Here is a 26,806-nt window from a genome sequence, read left to right as displayed (position 1 = left end):
CCATAAAGGAATACCTTTTACCTATTTGCTACCACATATACTCTATTAAACTTATCCCGTCACCAAATCCAAAACCGTCTGCAACATAACATTAACCCCATTCTCACAGTCTTCCCATGGTGTCAATTCATCTTCCGCATGGCTCTTACCATTTATACTTGGAACAAAGATCATCGCTGTCGGAATATATGTCGCAATAAACTGGGCATCATGTCCAGCACCACTAACCATCCGCTTATACGAATAGCCAATATTTTGCGCCGATTGTTCCACTGTATTTACGATTTTCTCATCAAACCAGACCGTATCCCGATCCCATTGTTTAGTGAGTTTTACCTCACATTTTTCTTTGCCAGCGGAATCCGGGAGTCCCTGAATAATTTCCTCCACCTGCCTAATGGTTTTGGCATCCTGGTGTCTCGCTTCAAGGGTAAACACAACCTTATTCAGGATAACGGTATGAATGTTAGGACTTACATTCATGCGGCCGATCGTGTAGACTAATTTATCGTCCAGCTTATTCATTTTCTCCCGTATTTCAGTAATCAAATTATTCGTAGCGAACAAGGCATCTTTGCGCATTGGCATTGGTGTTGTACCGGCATGGTCGGAGTCTCCGGTAACCTCAATTTCATAATTGACCATGCCAACCACGCCTTCAACGACACCAATCTGGAGTGATTCACTTTCCAGTACGGGCCCCTGTTCAATGTGTAACTCCAAAAAAGCTGCTGCATCTTTTAACCGATTTTCTTGATCACCCTTAAAACCACTATTTTTCAGTGCCTCCCCAAATGTTACGCCATCTTCATCCGTTGACTGTAACATGATTGCTTTATCAAACTTACCGGAAATGACACCGGAACACATCATGGCTGGCTCAAATCGCGCTCCCTCTTCGTTCGTGATATTGGCAACAACAACTGGCACCTGAGGCTTTATCCCCTGATCCACCATTGTTCTTACAACCTCGAGACCAGTCAATACGCCAAGCACCCCGTCAAACCGCCCGCCTTTTTTCACCGAATCTAAGTGTGAACCGACTACAACTGGCGGTTTATCATTATCCAACCCGGGTAATGTTGCATACATATTTGCCATGTCATCATATGCAACCGTCATTCCTAGTTTTTCACATTCGGCTTGGAAATGTTTCCTTACCTTAATATCAATATCTGATAAGGCCAGGCGTGTAACGCCATTATTTTCCGTTCTGCCAAAATCTGCAAACTCCTCTATTGTATCCTTTAGGCGTTCTCCATTAATTAATACTTTTTGTTTCTGCACAACTAGTCGCCTCCAATGAATTCTCTATCTATCGTTTCCATATCGACGTGTTAATTCTTTACCTTTTTTCTTTGAACTTTCTCCTTGATATACAACGTGGTAACATATTTTCTGCTGTCCGGATTGGTTAACAGAAGCGTCTCTTTTTTTGAGGGCTCGGTTTGATGTTCAAATTCAAAAACATCTCCATCAAGTGTACCAACCATTTTCGAAATGGTATACCCGCGTTTCATTAAATCATCAATTTTAAGCTTCTCTTCTAGAAAAACATCATTATCTGACAATTCGCTTTTCCTCCTTTGCGAAAGGGGAAAACAAGTCCCCCTCATGATGAAATGAGATTTTTCCATTACCCAACAACTTCTTCTGTTTCTGTTTGCTCCTCATCAATAATCCAATCACGTCCAACAGTGATTCCTAAATATTTTTCATCACTTGGATCTTCAATCTCAGCTTGTGGAAATTTATTAAAATACCAATACTTCGCTAATACATAGTAGATGGCCCCTGCGATAACAAAGCCAACGATAAATGAATAATCCATAAAAACAATGGCGACAGCACCACCGATTACCCAGGCAATGAAACCAACAATATTGACACCACCATGATACTTGAATTGTCCTGCGTGTTGATATAGCTCTTGTACATTTACCCTCCGTTTTCGGAGTAAATAGTAATCGACAACAAGAATCCCGCTTATCGCCGACAACACGGCTCCAAAGAATAACAGCGCCTGCGTCAAAATTTCATAAACACTCCATGGCTGGATAATCGTTCCTACAATACCAACCACAAATACCGCAATCGCATTGGATACCTTAGGCCCTAGCACATTGGAAAAAATAGCAGCAGCAGGGATAATATTTGCAGCTGTATTCGTCGACCATTGTGTCAGGACAATCATCAGAAGCAGCATTGCCAGCATCCAGCCTGAAGCTGTCTCTTGCAGGGCAATAACCGGGTTGGAACTGCCTGCTACCATAAAGGCTGCCGCACCAATCATAATCATAAATGTTTCCGTTAGTGGCATGGCAATCAGACTGCCAATCAAATTCGTCCGATTTCGTTTAAACCAATTTCGTTCATGTTTAGGTGCTTTAAAAAACCGGGATATAGTCGGGATATCACACCCTAATGTTGCCCAGAATCCCATATTGGCAAAAATGACGATCATAAACGCAGTAATTGCAGCGCCTCCTGTAACCGGACTTTCCGCCCATGCCCAAACACTGCCTCCTTTGTCAATGATATCTGCTGTTAACGTTTGATAGATGATTAAGGATAGAATAATAATGATTGGGGCTGCAAAATCAGCAAAGCGCTCTACCCATTTAATACCAGATGCAGTATTAATCAGCTGGACAAGCGCAAATATGATATAACATAACAACCAGTTATCAAATCCTGAATTAATCGTATGAATGATGGAGTTGATTGCAGTCGAACCGAAATACGTGTTTAGCCCAAACCAGAATGATGCTGTGACCGCTCGTGCTACAGAGGGAATATGCGTACCAACGATGCCAAACGGAGCCCTCATATAAACCGGAAAAGACAAACCATGCTCAACCCCAATATCCCCAACAATCGAAACAATTAGACCAATTGCAAGACATCCCACTATAGTTGCTAGCACTACCCAAGGTAAAGGAATACTCTGTACTCCAGAAGCACCAATATCAAAGGTTGCTAAAAGAATTGCCATCCCAACCCACATTGCAAAAAATCCCATAACTCCTATCTTTCGCTGACCGTGACCAATTGGAAGTAAATCCGGTGACTTTAGGTACGCGTTATTTTTATTGGTCTTTTCCATCATCTATCCCCTTTTTTAAGTGGGCATCCTATGTTGCCCATTTTCTAAATACAGCAGCAACAATCATCCCTTCGTTCATCGTTCTTATCATCGGCAAATCTTCCCCTTAACATAAGAAATCTTATTATACTCTCTGTTTATCACCCTATTTAACCGTATGCAAAAATGCCTCTCGATCATTCCAGGACATTGGCGGCGCAGTTGGCTCCAGGTCCACCATGTCGATTGCCCCTTCAACCGGGCAAACAATGGAGCATAGATTACAGCCAACACAATCATCTTCCCTGACCTTTAAGTAATCATTTCCGTTTTCATCAACCAGCATATCGATACACTGATGAGAAGTATCTTCGCAGGCGATGTGACACTTGTTGCAATTAATACAAACATCATTATTAATCCGGGCTACCATGCGATGATTTAAATCCAGATCGCTCCAATCGGTAAATTTATGAACGGATTTACCGATAATGTCACTTAAAGAGGAAATTCCTTTTTCATCCAAATAATTGCTTAAGCCTTCATTCAAATCATCGATAATACTAAACCCATGATGCATGGCTGCAGTACAAATCTGCACACCACCAGCACCCATCAGCATAAACTCGACCGTATCCTGCCAGGTAGAAATACCACCTATTCCTGAAATTGGAATATGGAAGTCCGGCTGCCGTGCACATTCGCCAACCATATTTAAGGCGATCGGTTTAACCGCTGGACCACAGTATCCGCCATGTGCCCCCTTGCCATTCACATTAGGCGTTGGGTTCCACGTGTCAATATCGACGCCGATTAAACTATTGATGGTATTAATCATACTTACTGCATCCGCACCGCCACGCTGCGCAGCTCTTGCCGTTGAAGTGATATCTGTAATGTTCGGCGTTAATTTCGTAATCACCGGTACTTCGGCAACTTCCTTGGCATACATGGTTATCTTTTCAACCAAATCCGGATGCTGACCGCACGCCGAACCCATACCCCGTTCAGACATACCATGTGGACAGCCAAGGTTTAATTCAAACCCATCGACCCCGACATCCTGCACCCGTTTCACAATTTCATGCCAATTTTCCCGCTTGGGTTCGACCATCAAAGATGCAATAATGACCCGATCAGGGAAAAGTTTCTTTGTTTCATAGATTTCTTTTAAGTTTTCCTCAATTGGCCGATCCGAAACTAATTCAATATTGTTAAAGCCGGCTACCCGTTGACCATTAAAGTGATAGCCACCAAAACGAGCGGTCACATTCAATGTCGGCTCACAGAGTGTCTTCCATACAGCCCCGCCCCATCCAGCTTCAAACGCACGTTGGACCTGATACCCTGTATTCGTTGGCGGAGCAGATGCAAGCCAATAAGGATTTGGGGATTTAATTCCTGCAAAATTAATACTAATATCAGCCATATTCATCCTCCAATCATCTAGGTTATACTTGATTTTCAGTCGCTTTTAATTGTTGATGTATCGCATATGCTGTTTCTTTTCCCTGCTGGGCAGCCGATACAGCCATGGCTTCACCAATACCTTTTGCAAAAACCACATCACCGGCAGCATAGACTTTCGGATTTGACGTAAGAAAGGTTTCAGAATCCACCTTCACCACACCGCCATCATGTGCTAGACCGAATTCATCAATGAGCGGACGATGCCGTGTTTGACCAATGGCCTTTACCACAATATCAACATCCATTAAAAATTCAGACCCTTCAATTTCTACTGGCCGTCTGCGTCCATCTAATTCCGCTTCTTGTAATTCCATACGCACACATTCCATTTGTTTGACATGACCATCATCATCACTGATCAGACGCTTTGGTGCAGTCAGCCATCTAAATTCAACGCCATCCTGTTTAGCAAATTCATATTCAAAGTCATAGGCTGACATTTCCGCTTCTGTCCGCCGATAAAGAATCTTAACATTGTCGGCACCAAGTCTTACGGAGGTCGTCGCACCATCGATCGCCGTATTTCCTGCTCCAATGACAGCAACACGCTTGCCAACAAATTCATCGGGGTAATTTCCGTTCTTTGTTTCTTCCACTAAATCTATCGCATCATAAACCCCGGCCAAATCTTCCCCCTCCATGCCTAGCATCGGCACCTCAGCCATGCCTACCGTTAGTATGACAGCATCATAGTCCTGTATAAGATGATCCGCAGCAATATCTTTACCAACTTCCATATTTGTACGAATCTCGACACCCAAGCTCTCCACCTGTTCGACTTCCCATAAAGAAATATCCTTTGGCAATCGAAATGGTACAATACCATGAGTATCCAATCCACCAGCCTCACCTTTAGCTTCAAAAATGGTTACCTCATAACCAAGTCGTCCCAGTTCACGAGCTGCCGATAAACCTGCCGGGCCACTACCAACAATCGCAATTCGCTTTCCATTTTTTTCTCCTGCCTTAAATAATACTTGTTCATTTTTTATCGCCCAATTGGTTGCATAACGCTGTAAGTCCCCAATCATAATTGGTTTCGTCGAATCATTCAGGACACAAGCACCTTCACATAATTCCTCGGTTGGGCAAACCCGCGCACAACTTGCTCCGATCGGGTTTTCTTCCATGATGGTTTTGGCTGATCCTTTTAAATTTCCGGATGCAATCTTTTTAATAAAACCAGGAATATTAATCCCAGTTGGACAAGCTTTGATACATGGTGCATCATAACAATAAAGACAGCGATTGGCTTCGTCTAATGCTTCTTGTGCATTATAACTGGGCTTCGACTCATCAAAATTCTTTGCCAACTCATCCGTTGGAAGCAAATTTTGCAGTAAATTTTCCAAAGAAAAGCCTCCTTTCAGGATTACGGTCACACGACTTTTTTCACAGACCTTGCGTATTTACGCACACTATTTAATCTGGTGGAATTAAAAATCACCTCCTAAAATAGAATAGATTTTCCTTGTACAGGTATATAATAAGTAAGCGTTTTCAATGTGTATATTTATTATTATAAAATTTCCTAATTAATTATATATTTACATTGTGTAACAAGTTTACCCCCATCATTAGTCATTCTGTAATAGAAAATGACTAAGCCACATTGTCATAGCGGATGAAACTTTCCACTTACAGCATCTATCGTTATTAAAAAAGGATCAGTAAGGCCTATGCTACCTTCCACAACCCAATATGGCCGATAAAATAGCTTTTGTTTTGTTGCTGCTATTTTCGGAACGGTAAGCACCTTCTTTTTAGTAGAAATGGAATGATATAAATAATCCTCTGCAATTTCTTCGGCTTCTTCAAAAGCTAGATATGGGTTAATGATATCCCGGTCAGATATCTCTTGTTTCGTAAATTGTGGAAATGTATCCGCTAGGGCCCCAACTTTATTAACACCATCGACAGTACAACCAACGTGTCCTTTTAAGGGGTGGAAAAAGTTCTGTCTATCGATGATATATTCAAAAATAAAATAGGGATAGAATACCAGTCTTTGCACCTGATAAGTTCTCCCAGTATCTAATCTTTCCAGTCGTTTTTTAATTTCCTCCCGGCTAAACCCTGGCTTTTCTGCATCAATAATCACAATGATTCCCCTTTTACTTGTTGTTTGTTTCGAATAAAAGTAGAAATAATCTTTGCCTCTGGACCAATATCGCGATTCGCATGTTTATCTATATTTTTCGGGAGTGATCGTGGCCCTTTTGCCTGCTCAAATACCTCTTGGATCGGTTCTGATGGCGGTGTACCAAACAGGTTACCAATGATCATTGCGATAATGGAAATAAGTAAACCAGCAAGGAACGGATGAATCCCAGTAACATCCTGCCAATCCAATGACGTCCATAATATGTTTGCCATCCCGCCACTAATCATCGAGCTTAAAACGCCAACACGATTTGCCTTTTTCCAATAGACAGCCGTGATATAAGGAACCATGAAACTATTACCCAATGTACCGAATGCGAATACAACTAGGTCAAACACCTTTGGCGGCTGCACAACGGCAACAATAATACCAATAACACCGGCTAACAGCACACTTAGTCTGGATACAAGAATCATCCTGTTATGACTGGCTTTTTTATCGATAAATCGTTGATAAACATCACGCGACAAAATGGTCCCCGCCTGCATTAAAATGGAATCAGATGTTGACATGATTGCTGCCATCACAGCGGATAGTAATAACGCTGCAAAGATTCCGGGAAAGAAAGTATATGCAAGTGTTGGAATAACCATTTCCGGATCACTTAAATTTGGTAAAAGAACGATTCCCATAAAACCTAATAGATATGGCGAGTACGCAAATAGTTGATTATATATTGTTGTCCACAGTGTTGCAGTCTTGACGGTTGCGGTACTTTTCATTGACATATGTCTGACCACAACATGCGGCAGTCCCATATACCCGATCATGTAGATTAAACTAGATCCTAAAATAACACCCCATTGCCCATAATAGACATAGTCTTTCCCCCAAATACTTAAGTAGGAGGCATCAAATTCTCCAAGGGATTGGTTTAAGCCAGAGATTCCGCCGACATGTATAAGCCCGACAACCAACAGACAAGCAACCCCCAAAAGCATAACCAGTGCCTGGAAAAAGTCCGTCCATACCACGGCTAAATAACCACCAGCAACCGTATAAATGATGATGATGCCAACACCAATAATAACCGCCCACTCATATTTCCAACCCGTTAAAGACTCTAATGCCTTACCAGCAGCGAGAAATTGCGCAAATACGTAGGCAAATAGAAAAACCGTCGCAATGATCGAACCTACAACCCGTACCGCCGCACTTTCAAAACGTTTTTCCAAGTATTCAATTGGAGACAATGCACCTAAGAGTTCCGACATTCTTCTCATTCGTTTCCCTAAAACCGATAGATTGATAATACCACCGCCCGCATCACCAATCGCATACATGATGGCATACCAGCCGTGTTGAAAGGCCAACGCTGGACCGCCTAAAAACATAAACCCGCTCATTGAGGTACTTTGCATCGTTAATGCGGTAACAGCGGGGCCAATTTTACGATCGCCCAGTAAATAACTATCTGGTGATTTAGAGGCTTTCTTGGAAAAATACAACCCGATACACAAGAGAGCCAATAAATATATAACGAATATGACGACATCAGAACTCACTTTTTGTTCATCTCCCTTTCTTCAAATTTATCATCTCTATTTTTGATGAAATACATAATAATACCAAGTGCCAGCCAAATAAACGGCCATGGAACGATATACCAAAATGTATCTGTAGGAAAATTGAACATCCGTCGCACCTCCTTTTTATATAGTGGCTTGGTTTACATGTATGTTGGCTAGAAGGGTATTATTACAACTTGTACATGGGAGTGGCCTTTTAACAGGAAATAAATGCAACAGGTAAAAAAACACTAATAATGATTTTACATATTGTCTAATGAATGAAATATCTACCTTTATTATACTAATTTCACAATCTTTGATACCGCTTACAGAAAGCGGATAATAGTTCTAGCGTTGATCTCAAAAAAATTACTAGGAGGAGTATAGATGACAGACCAAAATACCAATATGAAATCAAACTTAACGACACGTCACATTGGCATGATTTCGATAGCAGGTGTCATTGGAGCAGGATTGTTTATTGGTAGTGGTGCGGTTATTCATACGACAGGCCCCGCTGCGGTTATATCTTATTCATTTGCTGGTTTACTTGTTGTCTTGCTGATGAGGATGCTGGGCGAGATGTCAGCGGCCTATCCAACAAGCGGCTCATTTTCTACCTATGCACGTGAAGCCATTGGGCCATGGGCTGGATTTACCATTGGGTGGTTATACTGGTTCTTCTGGGTTGTCGTCATTGCTATAGAGGCAACAGCCGGTGCTGCAATTATCCAATATTGGATTCCTGATTTTCCACTTTGGCTTATGACACTTATTTTGACACTTTTATTAACAGGTACTAATTTGTTTTCGGTCAAATCGTTCGGTGAATTTGAATATTGGTTTTCACTCATCAAAGTAGTCAGTATTGGTGCTTTTCTCGTTTTAGGATTTTGTGTTATTTTCGGATGGTATCCTGGAATCAAATCTGCTGGCACGGTCAACTTAATTGGCAACGGCGGGTTTATACCAAACGGAATGGCCTCGGTCTTAGTTGGTATCACCACTGTTATTTTTTCCTTTATGGGTACCGAAATCGTTGCGATAGCGGCCGGTGAATCCGAGAATCCAGTGAAATCAGTTAAAATTGCAACGAACAGTGTTATCTGGCGGATTTTGATTTTTTTCATCGGATCTGTTGCCATTATCGTTACCCTGTTACCATGGAATTCGGCTGACATCCTTGTAAGTCCATTTGTTGCGGTCTTGGACTATATTGGTATACCAGCGGCTGCGCAAATCATGAACTTTGTTGTACTAACTGCTGTACTATCTTGTTTGAATTCAGCTCTTTACGCAAACTCAAGAACATTGTATGGAATGGCCAAGAAGGGTGATGCACCAAAAGCATTTATGAAATTAAATTCAAAAGGTGTCCCAGCCAGGGCAATTTTATTTAGTACATTATTTGCTTACATTGCCGTTATATTAAACTATATTTCACCTGATAAAGTATTTTTGTTTCTTGTTAATTCATCTGGAGCGGTGGCGCTTCTCGTGTATATAGTCATTGCTTTTTCTCATTTACGAATGAGGCGAAAACTGGAACGGAAAACTCCGGAGAGACTTGATATAAAAATGTGGTTCTTTCCCTATTTAACATATGCAACGATTTTCTGTCTTGCCGGAATTTACATTGCAATGTTTGTCATTGAATCACTAAGAATGCAGGCCATTTTAACATCCATTATTGCCATTGGAGTTGTTGTATCTTATTTTGCTTTTTACAGGGCCAAAGAACGCGTAGCCAAAAATGCACCAAAAAACAACTTTTCCACTGATCCACAATCAAGATAAATAGAAATATCAAGTTGGGAAATGGAATATGTACCCAGCAATGTCTGGCATTTTATACGCTAAACGATTCCAACTTCAAAAGTCGATTCCTTAACAGGGAATCGACTTTTTAATTTAGCTTTTTTAAGTAAAGCACAAGAGCCTTTTTTACCTCTAATTTCTATTGGATAATCAAATTCGGTTCCTTCTCTAGGGAGATGCTTTGTGCATAGACATATTATAACGTCTTCATAGTCATTATCATTGCTTATAATAAAAACTGGTCTTTGGGTTAGTTTTCCGGATGGTAAGGCAAATTGGGCAAAGAAAAATTCGCCGTGATAAGCATTATTCCTCCGTTGGCGAATGTAGTCTTCATACTTGTTCATATATTTCCCCTAAAGTTTCTTTATATAGGTCATCCCAGCGTCTTTTTCCCTTTTTATCTCAAAAGTAAACCTTGGATTTATAGAAAAATCGACGAAAGCAGCTTTATCCCGAAAATGAATTCTTTTATCAAAAAATAATCACCTCAAAATCAAAAATTCTGTACTGCACCCCAAAAGTTAGAGTGAAAATCTAACTTTTGGGGTGTTTATTTATGGCTAAATATAGTGAGAAGTTTAAACTGATGATAGTAAAAGAATATCATGAAGGAAAACTTGGATATAAGCTGTTAGCTCAGAAACATGGGGTGAAGTCGCATAAACAGATTATAAACTGGGTAAAAAATTATGAGGAATTTGGTGCCGATGGATTAACGAGGAAGAAAAAGAACCGATCATATACTGTTCAATTTAAGCTGGATGTATTAAGATTTATGAAGAGAACAGGTTCTTCAGTAATAGATACAGCCCTTCAATTTGGCCTAACTAATCCTTCGATGATAACTAAATGGAAAAAGTCCTTTATTGAAGGTGGTGCTGGAGCCCTTGGTAAACCGAAAGGACGACCACCTATGTCTGATAAAGCTAAGAACAGTAAAAGCAAACACGCAGAAGAAAAAGAAATGACGAACGAACAAAAATTAGAACGTGAAAACGAGCTTCTTCGTTTGGAGGTAGAATACCTAAAAAAGTTGCGAGCTTTTCAGATGGATCCGGAAGGCTATCTAGAAAAGCACAAGCAGCGTTATCATTCGAACTCAGGGAAAGGTTCAAACTAAAAGATGTTTTACATATAGTCGGTATCCCTGAATCCTCCTACCATTATCATATAAAGATGTTGAAGGAAGAAAACCCTAATCAAGTGCTAGAGGAGCTTATTCTATCTATTTTCGATGAACATAACGGAAATTATGGCTATCGTCGAATTCATCTAGAATTGAAAAACCGTGGATATAAAGTGAATCATAAGAAGGTTCAACGTATCATGCAAAAATTAGGACTTAAAGGGAGTAAGTTCTGGAGAAAAACTCGCAAGTATAGTTCTTATAAAGGTACTGTGGGAAAAGTTGCGAAGAATCTTATTAATCGCCGATTTTACACTAATGTGCCCCATCAAAAATTAACAACAGATATCACAGAATTTAAATGTGCCAATGGAGAAAAATTATATTTAAACCCAATCATGGATATGTTTAACGGAGAAATTCTTTCGTATGGAATAAGTATGCATCCAACCTTAGATTTTGTACTTAAACCGCTCGAAGAAGCTCTTGAAATCGTAAAAGACACAAAATACAGAACAACTATTCATTCTGATCAAGGATGGCATTACCAACATAGAAAATGGGTCAAAACACTTAACAAAAATAAGGTTTTTCAAAGTATGTCTAGAAAGGGAAACTGCTTAGATAATTCACCAATGGAGAACTTTTTTGGTTTACTAAAACAAGAGATGTATCATGGAGAGGCATTATGTTCGTTTATAGAATTAAAGGGTAAGATTGATAGCTATATAGATTACTATAATAAAAAACGTATCAAGCAAAAATTGGCCGGCATGAGTCCGGTTCAATACCGTATCCACACCAGCCAATTAGTTGCTTAATATAAACTCTAACTTTTAGGGGTCACATCATTCGGGGTGATTATTTTTTGCTGATTGTGTGCAATCCCATGGAAAAAGTGATCGCACTATACCGTTAGTGTTATTAACACTAACGGTATTTTTGCTAAGTACATATAATGAGAATCGCGCTTACAACAACTTCAAGTTCACACGCTCTTCAATTCTTCCTCTGCTTTTGTATCATCAAAACAAAGCGCAAACGGTTTTCCCGGAATAAACTTGCCATCACCTTTTTTACCAACAAATTCCCCATCATCAACCATGAGCTTACCGCGAAGAAACACTTTATCCACTTTCCCTTCCTGCTTGTAGCCCTCATATGAGCTGTAATCAACCCCATGAAGACTATTTTCATTGGAAATAATAGATGATTCATTGGGGTCATATAAAACGATGTCTGCATCCATGCCAACGCCAATATGTCCTTTGCAATGATCCAATCCCATGTTTTTAGCAGGTGTCGTGGCAAATAAATCAACAAACCGCTGTCTGGAGATCTTACCGGTATTTACACCGTATGTCCAGAGAATCCCTAATCGATTTTCAACACCTGGCGCACCATTTGGAATATTGGTAAAATCATCAACGCCCATATGCTTCTGATTCTTCCAATCAAATCCGCAATGATCCGTGCTAATTGCGTTTAGCCAACCATTATCAACTGCTTCCCATAAAGCTTCCTGATCGTCCTTAGTTCGTAATGCTGGCGACATCACATATTTAGCACCCTCGAAATTCGGTTTAGCCAAATCATCTTCATCAAGCATCAGATACTGAACACACGTTTCCCCATAAACCGGAAGTCCGTCATTTTTGGCAGAACGGATTGCTTCCATCACATTTTTAGCTGTGACATGCACAATATAAACAGGAGCCCCTACCATTGCCGCTAAATTAATCACGCGTTGGGTTGCTTCCAATTCTACCCGCGCTGGTCGTGATACAGCATGATAATATGGATCGGTCTTTCCTTCAGCGACCAATTTCTTTTGCAGTAGATCAATCACATCGGCATTTTCACAGTGGACCATAACCGTTACACCAGCTTCTTTTGCTGCTTTTAATGCTTTGTAAAGGGCCTCATCATCACTGTGAAATGGCATTCCTTTATAGGCCATAAACAATTTAACCGTGGAAATACCCCTGCTAGGCAAATCGGCAATTTCCTCAAATGTTTTATCCACAGGATCACATACGACCGCATGGTATGAATAATCCGCCATGGCTTGGGGAGCTACTTCATTTTTGTCCATTTCAAAAATCGTATCTGCCATACCTTTGCCTTGTTCCTGGTTGACAAATTCTACAACAGTTGTCGTTCCACCAGCTACAGCAGCATTGGAGGTTTCGAATCCCCGAACCCGTTCTCCTTTGAATTCAAACGAATAGTGAACATGCTGATCAACCCCACCCGGAAGGACATATTTCCCTTTGGCATCAACGACCTCATCGGCAGTCGCGTCTAACTGGGCCCCGACAGCAACTATTTTTTCTCCCTCAACTAATACATCGCCAACAAATTCATCAATAGCGGTTACAATTGTTCCATTTTTAATTAATGTACGCATGTATATCCTCCTTGTATAAAAATTGTGAATACTTAACGTGATGTCGTATGTGTTTCTCCTTTTTTGGTAGCCAACGCTTTAACCACTTGCAGTAACAAATCACCCCCCGATTTGATATCCGATTCACTTGAAAATTCCTCAGGGCAGTGACTTTTACCGCCCATACTTGGAATAAAAATCATTCCCACATCGGTAACCCGGGTCATCATGGCTGCGTCATGAACCGCGCCACTATTCATTTTCATATAGTTATAGCCATATTTCTCAGCTGCTGTTTCAATAGATTGAATGATTCTAGGAGAAAGTTTCATAGGCTCCGATTCACCAATCAATTCCATCTTGCTTTGAAGTTTGTCTTCAGCAGCTACGGTGTTTACCTTTTCCGTTAGGGCATTGACCACCAAATCGATTCCTCGTGCCTCAACATCCCGCACATCCACGAAGAATTCCACTCGCTGAGGGATGACATTCGGCATATTTGGCTGACAGGTTATTTTTCCAACTGTGGCAACCGTTGTTGGCAGAGCTTTCGTTTTTGCCGTTTCCCGGATAAAAGCAATGATGGCAGCCGCTCCCGCCAGCGGATCCTGCCGCAGGTTCATTGGTGTTGTTCCTGCATGATTGGAATCGCCTTCGAGCGTAATTTTAAACGTCTTCATTCCGGCGATTGCTTGGACAATACCAACTGCCTTATGCCCCGTCTCAAGCACAGATCCCTGCTCAATATGTAACTCAATCATCGCATCGACTTCATCCTCACCAAGCGCATCCCTTTCCGCCTGCTCGACTTCAAGATCAAAACGTTTTATGACATCATAAGCGGAATCCCCATTTCCATTTGTAATCGATTTTAGGTCCGCCAAGCCATATTTCCCGGTCATTACCTTGCTGCCTAGCATCGTAATACCGAAATTAGATCCTTCTTCCTCAGCAAAAATAATCAGTTCAATGGGGCGGCTTAACGTTAGTTGTTCCTCTCTTATTACTCTAATCGTCTCTAAGGCAGTTAAAACACCAAGTAGTCCATCAAATTTCCCGCCATTCTCTACAGTATCGATATGTGAGCCGATCATGATGGAAGGCTTATCGATTCCCTTTCCATACGTTGCCCGAACATTTCCAACGGCATCTACTTTTACGGAAAGACCTAACCCTTCCATTTCCGAAAACAAATAATTCCTTGCTTGCCTATCCTCCGCACTGTATGAAAATCGGGTACAACCATGATTTGGGGTTTTCGTAATACTGACAATGGTTGATAAATCGTTAAGCAGTCGCTTTAGATTGATTCCCAACTCCAGGCCCCCTTACGCAATATCCATAACAACATTGGCTGGATTGTTGCTTATATAATAGTCTTATAAAGTGAAATTTCATTCGATGGAAGTATTATAGCAGAGATGTGCATAATAGAATTTTATCTATCCATTTTTTCCGGTCACGTCTAAATTTTAGTTTAATAATTTAACTATATATATATTGACCATCAATCTCATGTTGCAGATTGTAAAAAGATAGTACGCTTTTCTTTTACACATTGTAAAGCGCTTACATTCGACTTTTTTCGTGTTAGGTGCGTCTATTTTATCCTATTTACAGTATACTAAAAATAATAGTAACGAACTACCTTTAAAGAGAACAACAGTTAATTTTGTCCATAACTCACTGCGACGTTTTTTATCTGTGTATAATTATAAAGCGCAATCCAGCCTTTTTCTCGTCCAAATCCACTCTTCTTATAGCCGCCAAATGGCATTTGCACCCCACCGCCGGCACCATAATTATTGATGAAAACTTGTCCTGCATCAATTCGGGTCGCCAAGTAATGTGCACGACTAATATCTTGCGTCCAAATTCCTGTAACCAGACCATAATCCGTCCCATTTGCCAAATCTAATGCTTCAGCAACATCACTAAACGTAAACACAGTCAACACAGGACCGAAAATTTCTTCCTGCGCTAATCTGCTATCTCTCCCTACGTTATCAATAATTGTCGGCTGCACATAGAATCCACCTGCATAACCATCTATGTTTACAGCATTTCCACCAGTGACAATAGAAGCCTCATTTTTTGCTAGCTCCATTAATTCCATCACATGATTATATTGTCTTTCGTTTAATATTGGACCAAGATCCTTATCGTCTAAACCGGGGCCAAGCGTTAAATGTTCAAAGCGCTCAGCGACTTTTGCCAGAAATTCCTCTTTAAACGATTCTTCCACCAGGAGTCTGGAGCCTGCAGAGCACGTCTGACCGGAATTTTGTATGATGGAACGAACGACTCCTTCTACAGTTTTTTCCATATCACAATCTGCAAAAACAATATTCGGTGATTTGCCTCCCAGCTCTAGTGTAGATGGTACTACATTTGCCATTGCAGCCTGACCGACAGCAATACCCGTCTCCACTGAACCGGTAAATGTGACATGATTAATGGATGGTTGGCCGGATAATGCCGCACCAGCTTCATGCCCGTATCCCGTAACATGATTAAACACACCTGCCGGTAAATCCAGCTCATCGAAAAATGTCGTTAGTCGCATTGCTGTCATCGGCGTATCCTCTGCACTTTTTACCACCACTGTATTGCCCATTGCTATAGCTGCAGCAACACTGCGGGAAATAATCTGCAACGGGTAGTTCCATGGCACAATATGTGCGGTGACACCGACAGGTTCGCGCACAACGTAGTTCAACAGACCGTCCTCAATTGGGATGGTATCTCCCATCACCTTATCTGCCGCTCCGCCATAAAATCGGAAATATCGAATTGCTGCATCAACATCCGCATACGCTTGAGAGATCGGTTTACCAACATCCATCGATTCCAGTTCTGCCAATTCATCCCGCTTCGCTTTCATTTTAGCAGCAATATCAAATAAAAGGTCACCGCGTTCGTAAGGTTTAAGCTTTCTCCATGCCTCACTTTGAAAAGCACTACTGGCTGCGTTCACCGCTTCATCCACATCCTCCTTTGTCCCTCTTGGAATGCTTGCAATGACTTTTCCATTGGATGGATTTTTCACATCGATATGCTCTCCATTTTTACTATGAATCCAGTTTCCATTTATATACATTTTAAACTGTTTCACAAAATCCCTCCATATAATTCATTTCGTTCAGACTCCCTCTCATCATGAGCATAATCAAATATTCCGACCGCCATCAACATGTAAAACAGCGCCCGTGATCATTTTTGCTTCATCGGAAAGCAGATATTTAATGGAATGGGCAATATTTTCTGGCTTCAGCAATTTCCCAAGGGGAACACTCTTTTCAAAAATTTGCTTTCTAGTATCATCCACGTTTGCCCCTTCTGCTGAAAATTGACCAAGCATCGTCGTGTCGGACGGACCAGGGTGAAGCACATTCACATTAATATGATTTGGTGCCAACTCTAGCGCCAAAGCCTTAGAGAAAGCCTCTACTGCGCCTTTTGATGCAACATAGGATTGTAAACCCGGTCTTGGTCTAGTAGCAGATACAGACCCAACGTTTACAATACTTCCTTCATTCTTTTTTCTCATATATGCTGAAGCTTCGCGACAAGTTAAGAACATCATAGTCATATTAATATCCATGATTTTATGCCATTCATCCAAGCTCACTTCTTCAATTGGGGTGGCACGTTGGGCAATGCCTGCTAGGTTAACCAGCCCGTCAATGTTCCCAAACTGATGGGCGGTTTTTTTAAAAATATTTTTCACGGCATCTTCATCCAATAAATCCCCTTCAAAAGCTATCAATTTATCATTTTCTTCATATTCTGTAAGTGTATTTATGTGAAGATCGCAACAAGCAACATTTGCTCCCTGATCCAGTAAAAGCTTAACAGTTTCCTTCCCCATACCTCCGCCTGCACCGGTAACAATGAAGGTCTTATCTTCAAATGACATACAATTCACATCCTTTTTTGAAGTTTGCTTACAATCGCATCCCCAACTTGCGCTGTAGTTGCATTCCCTCCAATATCTGGTGTTAGTGTTTTATTTTCTTCCAGCACATCTTCTATGGACAAGAGAATTTTATTATACAAGTCAGATCGCCCGAAATGCTTGAGCATTAACGCTAATGACCACATTTGTGCAATTGGATTTGCGATCCCTTTCCCTGCAATAGCAGGAGCAGATCCATGTACCGGTTCAAACATGGACGGGAATTCACCGGTAGGATTAATGTTGGCTGATGGAGCCAGACCCAACCCGCCTGCGAGGGCTGATCCCAAATCAGACAAGATGTCACCAAACAAATTGGAAGCCAGAATCAGCTGAAAATCTTCGGGACGTTCCACAAACAAGGCAGCAATCGCATCCACATAGTATTTTTCATAATCAATGTCCTGAAACCTATCTGCTTCTTCTTCAATAACCTTATCCCATAATGTCATCGTATGAATGATGGCATTTGATTTAGTTGCATTGGTTACTTTTCGCAGATGGTGGTCCCTTGCATACTGAAACGCAAATGTTGCTGCCCTTGCAATACCCTCCCTGGTCATGATCGTATTTTGTATAGCAAGTTCCCGGGGTTCTCCCTGATACATCTTCCCGCCAGCCGCAGAATATTCTCCTTCCGCATTTTCCCGGATGATAACAAAGTCAATTTTTTTATTTTGTTTTAATGGCGTTTCCAATCCTTTTAGCAATTTTATCGGCCTGAAATTGATATATTGCTGAAAGCTTTTTCGGATCGGCATAATTAAATCCCATATAGGAATATGCTCCGGGACACGGGAATCACCAACCGCCCCAAATAGAATCCCGTCAAATGCTTTTAATTGTTCAAGACCAGTTTCGGGCATCATTAATCCGTGTTTCAGATAATAGTCCGTATTCCAATTGAATTCTGTTGCTTCATAATTAAATGTTGGATCCATATCAGACAACACTTTTAATATTTTTATCGATTCCCTCATCACTTCAGGTCCGATTCCATCTCCTGGTAAAATTGAAATCTTATATTTCATTTGAACTCACCCTTTTTTCACTATGTCCAAAAAAACTACCATATTTATTAATAGTAAAGTTGTAAATAAGATTCTTTCCAATCCTGTCTTGTGGGCTATTTTTTAACCAAGTTTCTCTTCTTTTTTGGTTTCCTTTAAAATGAATTAGATTCCAGTCTTGATCCTATATTTGTTACATGATTGGCAGGCTTGCGTCCATGATTCCACTTTCCATCCAATTCACGCTCTATCTGAGCACCGAGCTGCAGGAGCAAACCATCCTCCCCCTGAGGTGCAAGCATATGCATGCCCAAGGGCAACCCATTTCCAAGTTCAGCCATTGGCAGGGAAATTCCCGGTAATCCGCAAATATTAGCAATTGGTGTATAGGAAAAAATACTCCACAAATTTTCAAACCAATCATAAACGGAAGGATTATCGCAAGTAGTCAGATACTCCATCGTTCCAACCAATGGTGTAGGTTTGGCCATTGTCGGCGTAAGGATCACATCCCAATCCTCAAAGAATGATCCCATCCTACGGGAAATTTCATTAAATTTCGTCTGCATTTTGACACGTTCCGCATAGGAAGCAAAACGCCCCTCTTCCCAGACTTTGATACACATCGATTCAACGAGATCTGCCGGCGGAGCTTCCAGGTTTTTTTGTCGGAGGATATCAGAAATTGTTTGTGCAAACTTCATAATATAGGCTGCTGTCTGTGCTTCATAAGAAGCATGAAGATCAAGATCTGGAACAACCCATTCTACATGATGACCAAGTTGCTCAAGGAAGTCAGCTGTTTTCTTTAACTCAGAAACTATTTCCGGTGTCGCTTTATAATCTCCCCACTCATGTGAAACAGCGATTCGAAGTCTGTTTGGATCCCGTTTTATCAGCTCGGAATATGGCTCTTGCGGAATCCAATAAGGTATAAATTCACCGGGAGCTCCTCCCCTGCAATGATCGAAAAAGGCAGCAGTGTCACGTATGGTTCGTGTATGGCAACCCTGTGCAGAAACGACATTCATCAAGTCCGAACTGTTAGGGGCTGCCGAAAAAACACCTCTAGACGGTTTCAATCCGATATTTCCGTTTACACCTGCTGGAATTCGAATGGATCCACCACCATCGCTCCCATGGGAGATTGGAACAATACCGGCAGCGACTGAAGCTGCAGTCCCGGCGGAGGAGCCACAGGTTGTATAATCAAGATCCCAAGGGTTTCTGGTAATATAAACATCCGGGTTCTCCGCTGAACTGCAGAGGCCAAACTCAGGTGTTGTCGTCCGTCCAATAACGTTGAGTCCAGCTTTGCGAATTTGCTCTGTCAGAAAACTATCCGCTGGGGAACGGTTTCCCTGCATAAGCAGAGAGCCCATTTCCTGTAGACGCCCTTTAAGCGTAGGACCAAGATCCTTCATAAAAAATGGTACCCCGGCAAAAATGCCGTCAGGATTCATTCCATCCATCAGGGGATCATCCACTACATCATGAAAGACCTCAATAACGCCATTGATTTCAGGGTTTAAGGCTTCAACCCCTTTTGCAACCTGGTTTGCCAACTCTTTTGGGGTGATCTCACCCTTTTGAATCAATTCCGCAAGACCAATAGCATCATAGTTGGACCATTCATTCCAGTTCATTGCCAAATTCATAAAACTTCACTCCTTCATATTTACGCGGTTTTTGCCAGATCCTGTTCATTTCTGTTTCCAAAACAATTACTGATATCCAAACGCTAATTTAATAACCTTCCGTTAAGCACTCCAAAACTTTGTAACAATTTCCGATCGTTGAGCAGCAAACCGTTCCTTCGTAAGTAAACTGCCGAAAACATAAGCAAGGAACGATAAAATTACCGATATAACAACCGGATGTAGGCCGAACGGATTTGGGATAAAAGTATTAAAACAAATAAAGGCAATCACCCCTGTTAAAATGGAAGATAATGCGCCAGCACTGTTCCCCGTCTTCCAGTATAATCCCATGACAATTGGCCAGATAAAGGCGGCTTCCAAGCCCCCCATAGCAAACAAGTTGAGCCAAATTAACAGGCTTGGTGGCTTAATAGCCATAAAGAAAACAATTACTCCAATAATCGTGGTCACACCGTAGCTTAATCGTTGCACTGTTGTGCTGGTTGCTTCGGGCTTCACATAATTTAAATAGATATCTTTAATAATGGAAGAACTGGCAACTAGCAGAACGGAACTTACGGTTGACATAATAGCTGCCAACGGGCCAGCTAAAACAATTCCCACAAGCCATGGAGGCAACAACTCTAGCGCAAGTAATGGTAATGTATTATCGGCAACACTAATCTCCGGCATAATAACCCGAGCAAATACTCCCGTTAATGTCAAAACCAACATAACGAAACCAACAGCAAACGTACCGATCATGATCGCGCTATGCATGGACTTGGAACTTCTATATGAGATGGCTCTAACAGCTATTTGTGGTAGCCCTACAACTCCCACACCCACTAATACCCAATACGATGAAACATATGCTGGTGATAACGATTCGTCGCTCCCAAATGGTGAAACCAAATTCGGATTTTCGGAAATCAAATCCGACATAATATTGTTAATCCCTCCACCGGCAATAACAGTAGCTATCACTAGAATGAAGGAGCCTATTAGCATAATTACACCCTGGATAGTGTCCGTTATAACGACGGCGCGAAACCCTCCGATGACTGTATAAATAACAAGGACAATACCAAAAATAAATAATCCAGATACGTAAGGAATACCTATTACCGACTCCATCAGGTGTCCTCCACCAACCCACTGGGCGGCCATAAGAGCAAACAAGAAAACTACGATACAAACAGCGGACAAAATAACAACCCACTTATTACGATATCTCTCCTTTAAAAAGTCAACTAATGTAACCGCATTTATCTTTCTTGCCATGATTGCAAATTTCTTGCCGAGAATCGATAAGGTGAAATAACCGGTCACCAATTGTGTCATACTTAATAACACCCATGCCAATCCAAATGTGTAGGCTGCTCCTGGTCCGCCAAGGAAGCTGCTGGCGCTTGCATAGGTAGCAAACATAGTCATTGCAAGAACAAACCCTCCGAGTTGTCTGCCGCCAAGAAAATATTCATTGGTGAAATCAGAGGATTTTCTCACCAACTTGGACGAAAAAATCCCTATAAAAAACATCGCAATTAGATATAAAATCAATATTATGATAACTTCCCAATTCATTCCGGAGATCCCCCTTTGGTATCATCTTCATATTCAGCATCAAGCGGAATATCCTTGTAAAAAAACTTTACAATGATAATGACAAGAATCGTAAAGACAATAAACCCAAGAATGCAACTATAAAAGAACCAAGCAGGAAATCCAAAAACATAATGATACTTGTCAACATCTTTTGAACCAAAACCGTATGCGAAACCAAACCACCATAGGAAATTTGCTATAGCGATGCCAATCCCAATCAAGGCTTCACGGTTAGCAATTTTATACCGCGGATCATCTGACAACTGTTCTTGTTTAACGTTATCTTTCATTCTCGTAATCTCCTTTCACAGATTTAAATTTGTCTTGGTATTTTTCATTTATCAAACATATTTCAATCTTTTTAAACTATCATCAACTGTGTTTCACATCTTGGTAGTTGTAGCATCACCTCCTAAATCCGGTGTTCTTATTTTACCACCCTTCCGTACTTGTTCAATACTTTCTAAGATCTAGCCACATCACTCCTGTTTTAAACACAGTCCAATATTCCCTGAACTGGTAACGTTTTCAAACTGCTGTTAGGAATAATCTCGTATTTTTTCTTCTTACTTTCTAATATTTTCTCAAAGTCTGTATTTCTCCGTACAGAACCCAAAGATATACATGTATTTAAAGCATTTACATACTATGTATGATGTAGTACATTATATATAAAGCCTAACAAATTAAAAGTTATTTGTAAATAAAATTAACAGAAAGATTTGATTAGACAAATAATTGGATATACAATTATTAAGATGCTCATGGTTAATGGGCTTCATAGGAGGTGAACGTAAATGACATTTTCCGTTGAAAAGATCAACTTAAGTCGTACCATATCTTCAGAAATTGTATTAATAATAAAAGATAATCTTCTAAACGGTTCCTTAAAACCGGGCGATAAATTACCCACCGAAAAGGAGTTAATGGAACAATTAGGCGTAAGTAGGACCCCAGTCAGAGAAGCAATTAAAATTTTGGAAGCTATTGGTGTCATACAAATCAAACGAGGGGAAGGCATGTTTATAACAAACAGCCTCTCCCAGTTTACATTAAATCCTTTAATATTCAGTTTGATAATGCACAGTAATAATATGAAACAACTTATTGAGTTTCGTCAGCATTTTGAGGTTCTATTAATGAATATGATTATTATAGAAAAAAAGGATATCACCAAAATTGAAGATACTTACCGCTCCCAAGTAGAAAGAATGAATTCCAACCTAAGTCCTGAAGAACTTGCTGATATTGACCTTGAATTCCATTATGCTGTCCTAGAAACAACGGAAAATCCATTTGTCATGGAAATCGGCAAAACAATTTATGAAATTATCAAGCCAAATATGATTCATTTCAAACATCATAGTAATATTAAACGGACCTTAGAGACCCATCATTTTTGCTTGGAATTACTACGTGGCAATATTGATTTTAATTCTAAGTTGGTAGCGCAGCGTATGATTAAAAACAATGAGGAAATGATCGATTCATAACCATAGCACAACTTTTTGAAAGAAAGAAAAGTAACAAAAATAAGGGACGTTTACGCTTCTCTATTTGGCAAGAAGAACAGGATAACTGAAATCTGGGTTATTAAATCGTCCCCTAACCATGGTCTTTTTTCATCAACCTAAATTGATAAACTGCACATTGTGTTTTTACACATACATGCATCCCAATTTAGATATATTATAAAGAATAATAGATTAAACAGGAGAAAAAATGCAGAAATATAAATTGATAAAGAGAAACTATCTAAGGCAACAAAAAAATAACACCGGCAGTTTACCGCTACTACTCACTCGATTTCAATTCAATCGTACTCGTTATCTCAACACCCTTCAACGCCTGCGATGCCAATTGATCTGCTTCTCGATTTCTTTTCCGCGAAACCAATTCATATTCAGGTGTTATCCCCATTATTTCTAGCTGGGATTCAATCCGATCGATCCACTTCACTAATTCCGGTTCATAGCATGGCCATTCATCCGTCATCTGGTTGATCACAACGTTTGAATCCCCAATAAATGTCACCGGTAAATGATGCACATCCAATAATGTTAGTTCTTGTACCCCAAGTGCTAGCGCTGCATATTCGGCCTCATTATTGGAATTAAACTCCATAGCAGCTGCATTTTTTCGCAGCCGATACGACCTGCCATTTTTATCATAATAAATAACACATCCCAGGCCTGACTTCTTCGTTTCCAGTTCGAAACCACCATCAAAATAAACGGTCACATTGTGAGCTTCCGTTTGAATTTCTTCCATATATTTTTTTAATTCCTTCAATGACCATGTATAATCCGAACGGTCAATAAACATTAAATTTTTTGTCCGTCCTGTCTTCTCCAAATCCTCCGCAAGCATGATCGCATTCCTGGCCTGCAACTCATCAGAAATGAACCTTGTTGTCATTCCTTTTGGCGTTTGATACGTTACTTCAAGCCGCACATTCATCGTCAACCCTCCATTACCATCATTATTCCTTAATCGATGAAAATTATGTTTTTCCCAATCAAGACACCCCAGACCTTTTACCGATGGGTCCGACCGCCAAAATACGGTCCAGCCTAAAGGTCCGTACCCGTTTACGCCAATAACAAAAAGCGGTGACCGTATCCCTCTCAACCCGAAGCACCCGAATAATCCGCTGTGTAACATGATATTGATCATCCATATAAAAGATCATGATTTTCCGTTTCGACTCCATTGAATCGGACAAAAAATGATTCATCAGAAACACCTCTTAAAAGGAAACGTTTGTTCTATTATATCACGAGTAACTTCTTTTCATGCATGTAAATTTTAGTAATATCAAGCGTTCTTATTTTGATTGTATCTACATATATATAATTAAATCTTCATGTCCCTTTTGTATTGTCAAGCCTTTCCCAGAAAGGTGGTGAGCCTCTGCAATATTCTTAAAAATATACGAAAGGAGAAATGATTCATGAAGCAACTTGCCAAAATCGGATTGCTAACACAAATCCTGATCGCTTTTGTAATCGCTGTCATTGCTGGGATTATCTTTGGACCAAGCATTGATATTGTGGAACCGCTGGGCACTCTTTTCTTACGTCTTATTCAGTTTATTATTATCCCTTTGATTGTATCGTCATTGATTGTTGGTGTCGCCAGTACCGGTGACATGCAAACACTCGGACGGATCGGTGGTAAAACGATTATCTATTATTTAGTCACGACATTTATTGCTGTAGCCATCGGACTGTTGCTCGCTACAATATTTCGACCTGGCGCTGGTGTTGATATTTCTGCCACTGGAGAAATGCCAGAAACAACAGATACAGGTGGTGTCGTTCAAGTCTTACTAAACATTATTCCCACCAATCCACTGGAAAGCTTATCAAGTGGCGACATTCTACAGATTATTTTCTTTGCCTTATTCATCGGTCTTGGAATCACCATGGTTGGGGAAAAAGCCGCACCTGTTTACCGGTTTTTCGATGGTTTTGCCGAAATTATGTACAAAATTACCTGGATCATCATGAAACTTATTCCACTGGGGGTCTTTGGCCTATTAGCACCAATCATTGGCGAATACGGTCTGTCCGTTTTGCTTCCATTAATCAAGCTTGTTTCCGTCGTTGCAGTCGGTTGTATTGTCCATGCACTTATCTGTTATTCTATCGGGGTAAAGACACTAGGGAAGATAAGCCCAGTCCGCTTCTTCAAAGGAATTCTGCCTGCCAGCCTAGTTGCTTTCAGTACCCAGAGTAGCAGTGGTACCCTGCCAGTCACGATTAAATGCTCCGAAGATAAATTAGGCGTTTCGAAAAAAATATCGAGCTTTGTCTTGCCATTAGGGGCAACCATCAACATGGATGGAACGTCATTATATTTAGGGATCGCTGCCCTATTTACCGCCCAAGCCTATGGTATTGATTTATCCTTTGTCCAAATTCTGACCATCATTCTCATCGCCACACTCGGCTCCATTGGCACAGCAGGCGTACCAGGTGCCGGGTTGGTCATGCTAACACTTGTTTTAACAACAATAAATTTACCACTGGAGGCAATTGCCATTATCGCAGGTGTCGACCGATTCATGGATATGTTCCGTACAGCAGTTAACGTTACCGGTGACGCTTCTGGAGCCGTGATTGTCCAGGCTTCGGAGAATAAATTGAATTCGAAGGCTGCGGTGGATGAGTGACGTAAAGCTCCACCATTTATGATAAGAACCATTACTCAATTTCGTTCATAGCTAAACAAGCCCCCGCAAAATGTATAATGACAGCATTTTGCGGGGGCTTGCTCATACACGGATGTGTGACCATGTTGACATCAAAGGCTTCTGGTAATACCTCGGCGCCAGGCATATTCGAAAAGTATTTCTCCTATTCTATCTCCCTTGACGATCATTAAATAGTAAAAAAGTAAGAACAAATTTATGTCCTTACTTTTTTCGATAATGTTGGATACCGGTGGCCGGGGTCGAAAACACAGTCAAAGTATTGATTTAATAAGGTTCTGTATATGCAATGTGTAAAATTGGTGTAAAATAATTTTAAAAGTAATATGACTCCTTGAGCAATTTTTCTTGCACAAGCCGATACCGAAATTGCATGAGGCATTGTATAGTAATAGTTTTCTAGCCTATTTATGGACGATAAAACGATTGATATTGCGATAGCTTAATTCATATCCCCGGCCAATCACTTTTATGTCTATTATTAATTTATGTTGTATAAACCACTTATCCATAACTAAATTTCTGGCGTCTTTTTTTTATCACTGAACTTAGATAAGAAGGTATAGATATGATACCTTAAATAACAATTAGAATAAGTGCGTTAGACTTTTCAACAGTTAGTGAACTACTTAAAAATAAGCATGGTCCCTTCACAATTCATCATGGTGGCCACGCTTATTTTTTACTTACTGGTCTTTGTCCGATCCATTTTAATGTGGCATTATTATTTTCATACGAATAGGTAAGGGTTTGACGTTATCGCTCCCTTTTCCCCTCGTTCACACTGTACGTGAGACTTTCACCTCAT

24 protein-coding genes are annotated in these 26,806 nt (G+C 40.6%); 5 read left to right on the top strand and 19 right to left on the bottom strand.

The features are described from left to right. Positions 1 to 51: 51 nt before the first annotated feature. The 8 genes from WMZ97_RS11515 to WMZ97_RS11480 form a co-directional block, all read right to left on the bottom strand. Entirely contained in the window at positions 52 to 1,287 is a 1,236-nt protein-coding gene (locus tag WMZ97_RS11515; RefSeq protein WP_343272236.1) for a Zn-dependent hydrolase, read from the bottom strand. A gap of 50 nt (positions 1,288 to 1,337) precedes the next feature. Further along, positions 1,338 to 1,571: a hypothetical protein gene (locus WMZ97_RS11510; protein ID WP_343272235.1), complete on the bottom strand. Its 234-nt coding sequence runs from the start codon at positions 1,569 to 1,571 to the stop codon at positions 1,338 to 1,340. Between the two features lie 65 nt (positions 1,572 to 1,636). Beyond that, complete coding sequence (locus tag WMZ97_RS11505) at positions 1,637 to 3,106, bottom strand: NCS1 family transporter (protein ID WP_343272318.1); 1,470 nt, start codon at positions 3,104 to 3,106, stop codon at positions 1,637 to 1,639. A gap of 145 nt (positions 3,107 to 3,251) precedes the next feature. Continuing rightward, entirely contained in the window at positions 3,252 to 4,514 is a 1,263-nt protein-coding gene (gene preA / locus WMZ97_RS11500; protein ID WP_343272234.1) for an NAD-dependent dihydropyrimidine dehydrogenase subunit PreA, read from the bottom strand. Between the two features lie 22 nt (positions 4,515 to 4,536). Continuing rightward, on the bottom strand, positions 4,537 to 5,907 hold the full coding sequence (locus tag WMZ97_RS11495; protein WP_343272233.1) for an NAD(P)-dependent oxidoreductase: 1,371 nt from the start codon (positions 5,905 to 5,907) through the stop codon (positions 4,537 to 4,539). Between the two features lie 263 nt (positions 5,908 to 6,170). Beyond that, positions 6,171 to 6,656 (bottom strand): hypothetical protein, encoded by a 486-nt coding sequence (locus WMZ97_RS11490; protein ID WP_343272232.1) that lies wholly within the window; start codon positions 6,654 to 6,656, stop codon positions 6,171 to 6,173. Continuing rightward, complete coding sequence (locus WMZ97_RS11485) at positions 6,653 to 8,224, bottom strand: sodium/proline symporter (protein WP_343272231.1); 1,572 nt, start codon at positions 8,222 to 8,224, stop codon at positions 6,653 to 6,655. Before WMZ97_RS11485 ends, WMZ97_RS11490 begins: the two co-directional genes overlap by 4 nt. After that, positions 8,221 to 8,355, bottom strand: coding sequence for a hypothetical protein (locus WMZ97_RS11480; RefSeq protein ID WP_343272230.1), 135 nt, complete (start codon positions 8,353 to 8,355; stop codon positions 8,221 to 8,223). Before WMZ97_RS11480 ends, WMZ97_RS11485 begins: the two co-directional genes overlap by 4 nt. Before the next feature lie 262 nt (positions 8,356 to 8,617). Here WMZ97_RS11480 and WMZ97_RS11475 point away from each other — a divergent pair, with 262 nt between their 5' ends. After that, positions 8,618 to 10,027, top strand: a complete 1,410-nt coding sequence (locus tag WMZ97_RS11475) for an amino acid permease (protein ID WP_343272229.1) — start codon at positions 8,618 to 8,620, stop codon at positions 10,025 to 10,027. A gap of 59 nt (positions 10,028 to 10,086) precedes the next feature. Here WMZ97_RS11475 and WMZ97_RS11470 read toward each other — a convergent pair whose 3' ends face one another. Then, the gene (locus WMZ97_RS11470) at positions 10,087 to 10,395 is read right to left on the bottom strand and encodes a hypothetical protein (protein ID WP_343272228.1); all 309 of its coding nucleotides are present in this window, start codon (positions 10,393 to 10,395) and stop codon (positions 10,087 to 10,089) included. 212 nt (positions 10,396 to 10,607) lie between these two features. On the opposite strand from WMZ97_RS11470, the gene WMZ97_RS11465 reads away from it, so the two are divergent. Both WMZ97_RS11465 and WMZ97_RS11460 read left to right on the top strand, forming a co-directional pair. Beyond that, positions 10,608 to 11,171 carry a helix-turn-helix domain-containing protein gene (locus WMZ97_RS11465; RefSeq protein ID WP_343272227.1) on the top strand — a complete coding sequence of 188 codons (564 nt, stop codon included), beginning with the start codon at positions 10,608 to 10,610 and terminating at the stop codon, positions 11,169 to 11,171. Next, a complete protein-coding gene (locus tag WMZ97_RS11460) occupies positions 11,072 to 11,998 on the top strand; it encodes an IS3 family transposase (protein ID WP_343272317.1) in 927 nt (308 codons plus the stop codon). The genes WMZ97_RS11465 and WMZ97_RS11460 overlap by 100 nt, the downstream gene beginning before the upstream one ends. Before the next feature lie 167 nt (positions 11,999 to 12,165). On the opposite strand, the gene hydA is transcribed toward WMZ97_RS11460, so the two are convergent. The 8 genes from hydA to WMZ97_RS11420 form a co-directional block, all read right to left on the bottom strand. Continuing rightward, positions 12,166 to 13,587 carry a dihydropyrimidinase gene (gene hydA / locus WMZ97_RS11455; protein WP_343272226.1) on the bottom strand — a complete coding sequence of 474 codons (1,422 nt, stop codon included), beginning with the start codon at positions 13,585 to 13,587 and terminating at the stop codon, positions 12,166 to 12,168. Between the two features lie 32 nt (positions 13,588 to 13,619). After that, the gene (locus WMZ97_RS11450) at positions 13,620 to 14,882 is read right to left on the bottom strand and encodes a Zn-dependent hydrolase (RefSeq protein ID WP_343272225.1); all 1,263 of its coding nucleotides are present in this window, start codon (positions 14,880 to 14,882) and stop codon (positions 13,620 to 13,622) included. Between the two features lie 350 nt (positions 14,883 to 15,232). Next, positions 15,233 to 16,681 carry an aldehyde dehydrogenase family protein gene (locus tag WMZ97_RS11445; RefSeq protein WP_343272224.1) on the bottom strand — a complete coding sequence of 483 codons (1,449 nt, stop codon included), beginning with the start codon at positions 16,679 to 16,681 and terminating at the stop codon, positions 15,233 to 15,235. A 54-nt stretch (positions 16,682 to 16,735) separates the two neighbouring features. Further along, positions 16,736 to 17,485, bottom strand: coding sequence for an SDR family NAD(P)-dependent oxidoreductase (locus WMZ97_RS11440; protein ID WP_343272223.1), 750 nt, complete (start codon positions 17,483 to 17,485; stop codon positions 16,736 to 16,738). A 5-nt stretch (positions 17,486 to 17,490) separates the two neighbouring features. Then, positions 17,491 to 18,555 carry an isocitrate/isopropylmalate dehydrogenase family protein gene (locus tag WMZ97_RS11435; RefSeq protein ID WP_343272222.1) on the bottom strand — a complete coding sequence of 355 codons (1,065 nt, stop codon included), beginning with the start codon at positions 18,553 to 18,555 and terminating at the stop codon, positions 17,491 to 17,493. A 134-nt stretch (positions 18,556 to 18,689) separates the two neighbouring features. Further along, on the bottom strand, positions 18,690 to 20,192 hold the full coding sequence (locus WMZ97_RS11430) for an amidase (RefSeq protein ID WP_343272221.1): 1,503 nt from the start codon (positions 20,190 to 20,192) through the stop codon (positions 18,690 to 18,692). Between the two features lie 102 nt (positions 20,193 to 20,294). After that, positions 20,295 to 21,761 (bottom strand): sodium/pantothenate symporter, encoded by a 1,467-nt coding sequence (gene panF / locus WMZ97_RS11425; protein WP_343272220.1) that lies wholly within the window; start codon positions 21,759 to 21,761, stop codon positions 20,295 to 20,297. Next, complete coding sequence (locus WMZ97_RS11420; protein WP_343272219.1) at positions 21,758 to 22,072, bottom strand: YhdT family protein; 315 nt, start codon at positions 22,070 to 22,072, stop codon at positions 21,758 to 21,760. The genes panF and WMZ97_RS11420 overlap by 4 nt, the downstream gene beginning before the upstream one ends. A 507-nt stretch (positions 22,073 to 22,579) precedes the next feature. On the opposite strand from WMZ97_RS11420, the gene WMZ97_RS11415 reads away from it, so the two are divergent. After that, entirely contained in the window at positions 22,580 to 23,275 is a 696-nt protein-coding gene (locus WMZ97_RS11415) for a FadR/GntR family transcriptional regulator (protein WP_343272218.1), read from the top strand. A gap of 301 nt (positions 23,276 to 23,576) precedes the next feature. Here WMZ97_RS11415 and WMZ97_RS11410 read toward each other — a convergent pair whose 3' ends face one another. Together WMZ97_RS11410 and WMZ97_RS11405 are read right to left on the bottom strand one after the other, a co-directional pair. Beyond that, positions 23,577 to 24,242 carry a ribonuclease H family protein gene (locus tag WMZ97_RS11410; protein ID WP_343272217.1) on the bottom strand — a complete coding sequence of 222 codons (666 nt, stop codon included), beginning with the start codon at positions 24,240 to 24,242 and terminating at the stop codon, positions 23,577 to 23,579. Between the two features lie 58 nt (positions 24,243 to 24,300). Beyond that, positions 24,301 to 24,519 carry a hypothetical protein gene (locus tag WMZ97_RS11405; protein WP_343272216.1) on the bottom strand — a complete coding sequence of 73 codons (219 nt, stop codon included), beginning with the start codon at positions 24,517 to 24,519 and terminating at the stop codon, positions 24,301 to 24,303. 216 nt (positions 24,520 to 24,735) lie between these two features. On the opposite strand from WMZ97_RS11405, the gene WMZ97_RS11400 reads away from it, so the two are divergent. Further along, on the top strand, positions 24,736 to 25,959 hold the full coding sequence (locus WMZ97_RS11400) for a dicarboxylate/amino acid:cation symporter (RefSeq protein WP_343272215.1): 1,224 nt from the start codon (positions 24,736 to 24,738) through the stop codon (positions 25,957 to 25,959). The last annotated feature ends 847 nt before the right edge of the window (positions 25,960 to 26,806 follow it).

The organism is Lentibacillus songyuanensis (genome assembly GCF_039548255.1).
GTDB classification, from domain to species: Bacteria; Bacillota; Bacilli; order Bacillales; family Amphibacillaceae; genus Lentibacillus_C; species Lentibacillus_C songyuanensis.
The sequence above is the reverse complement of the archived record's forward strand: the minus strand, read 5'-3'. Positions and strand labels throughout refer to the sequence as shown.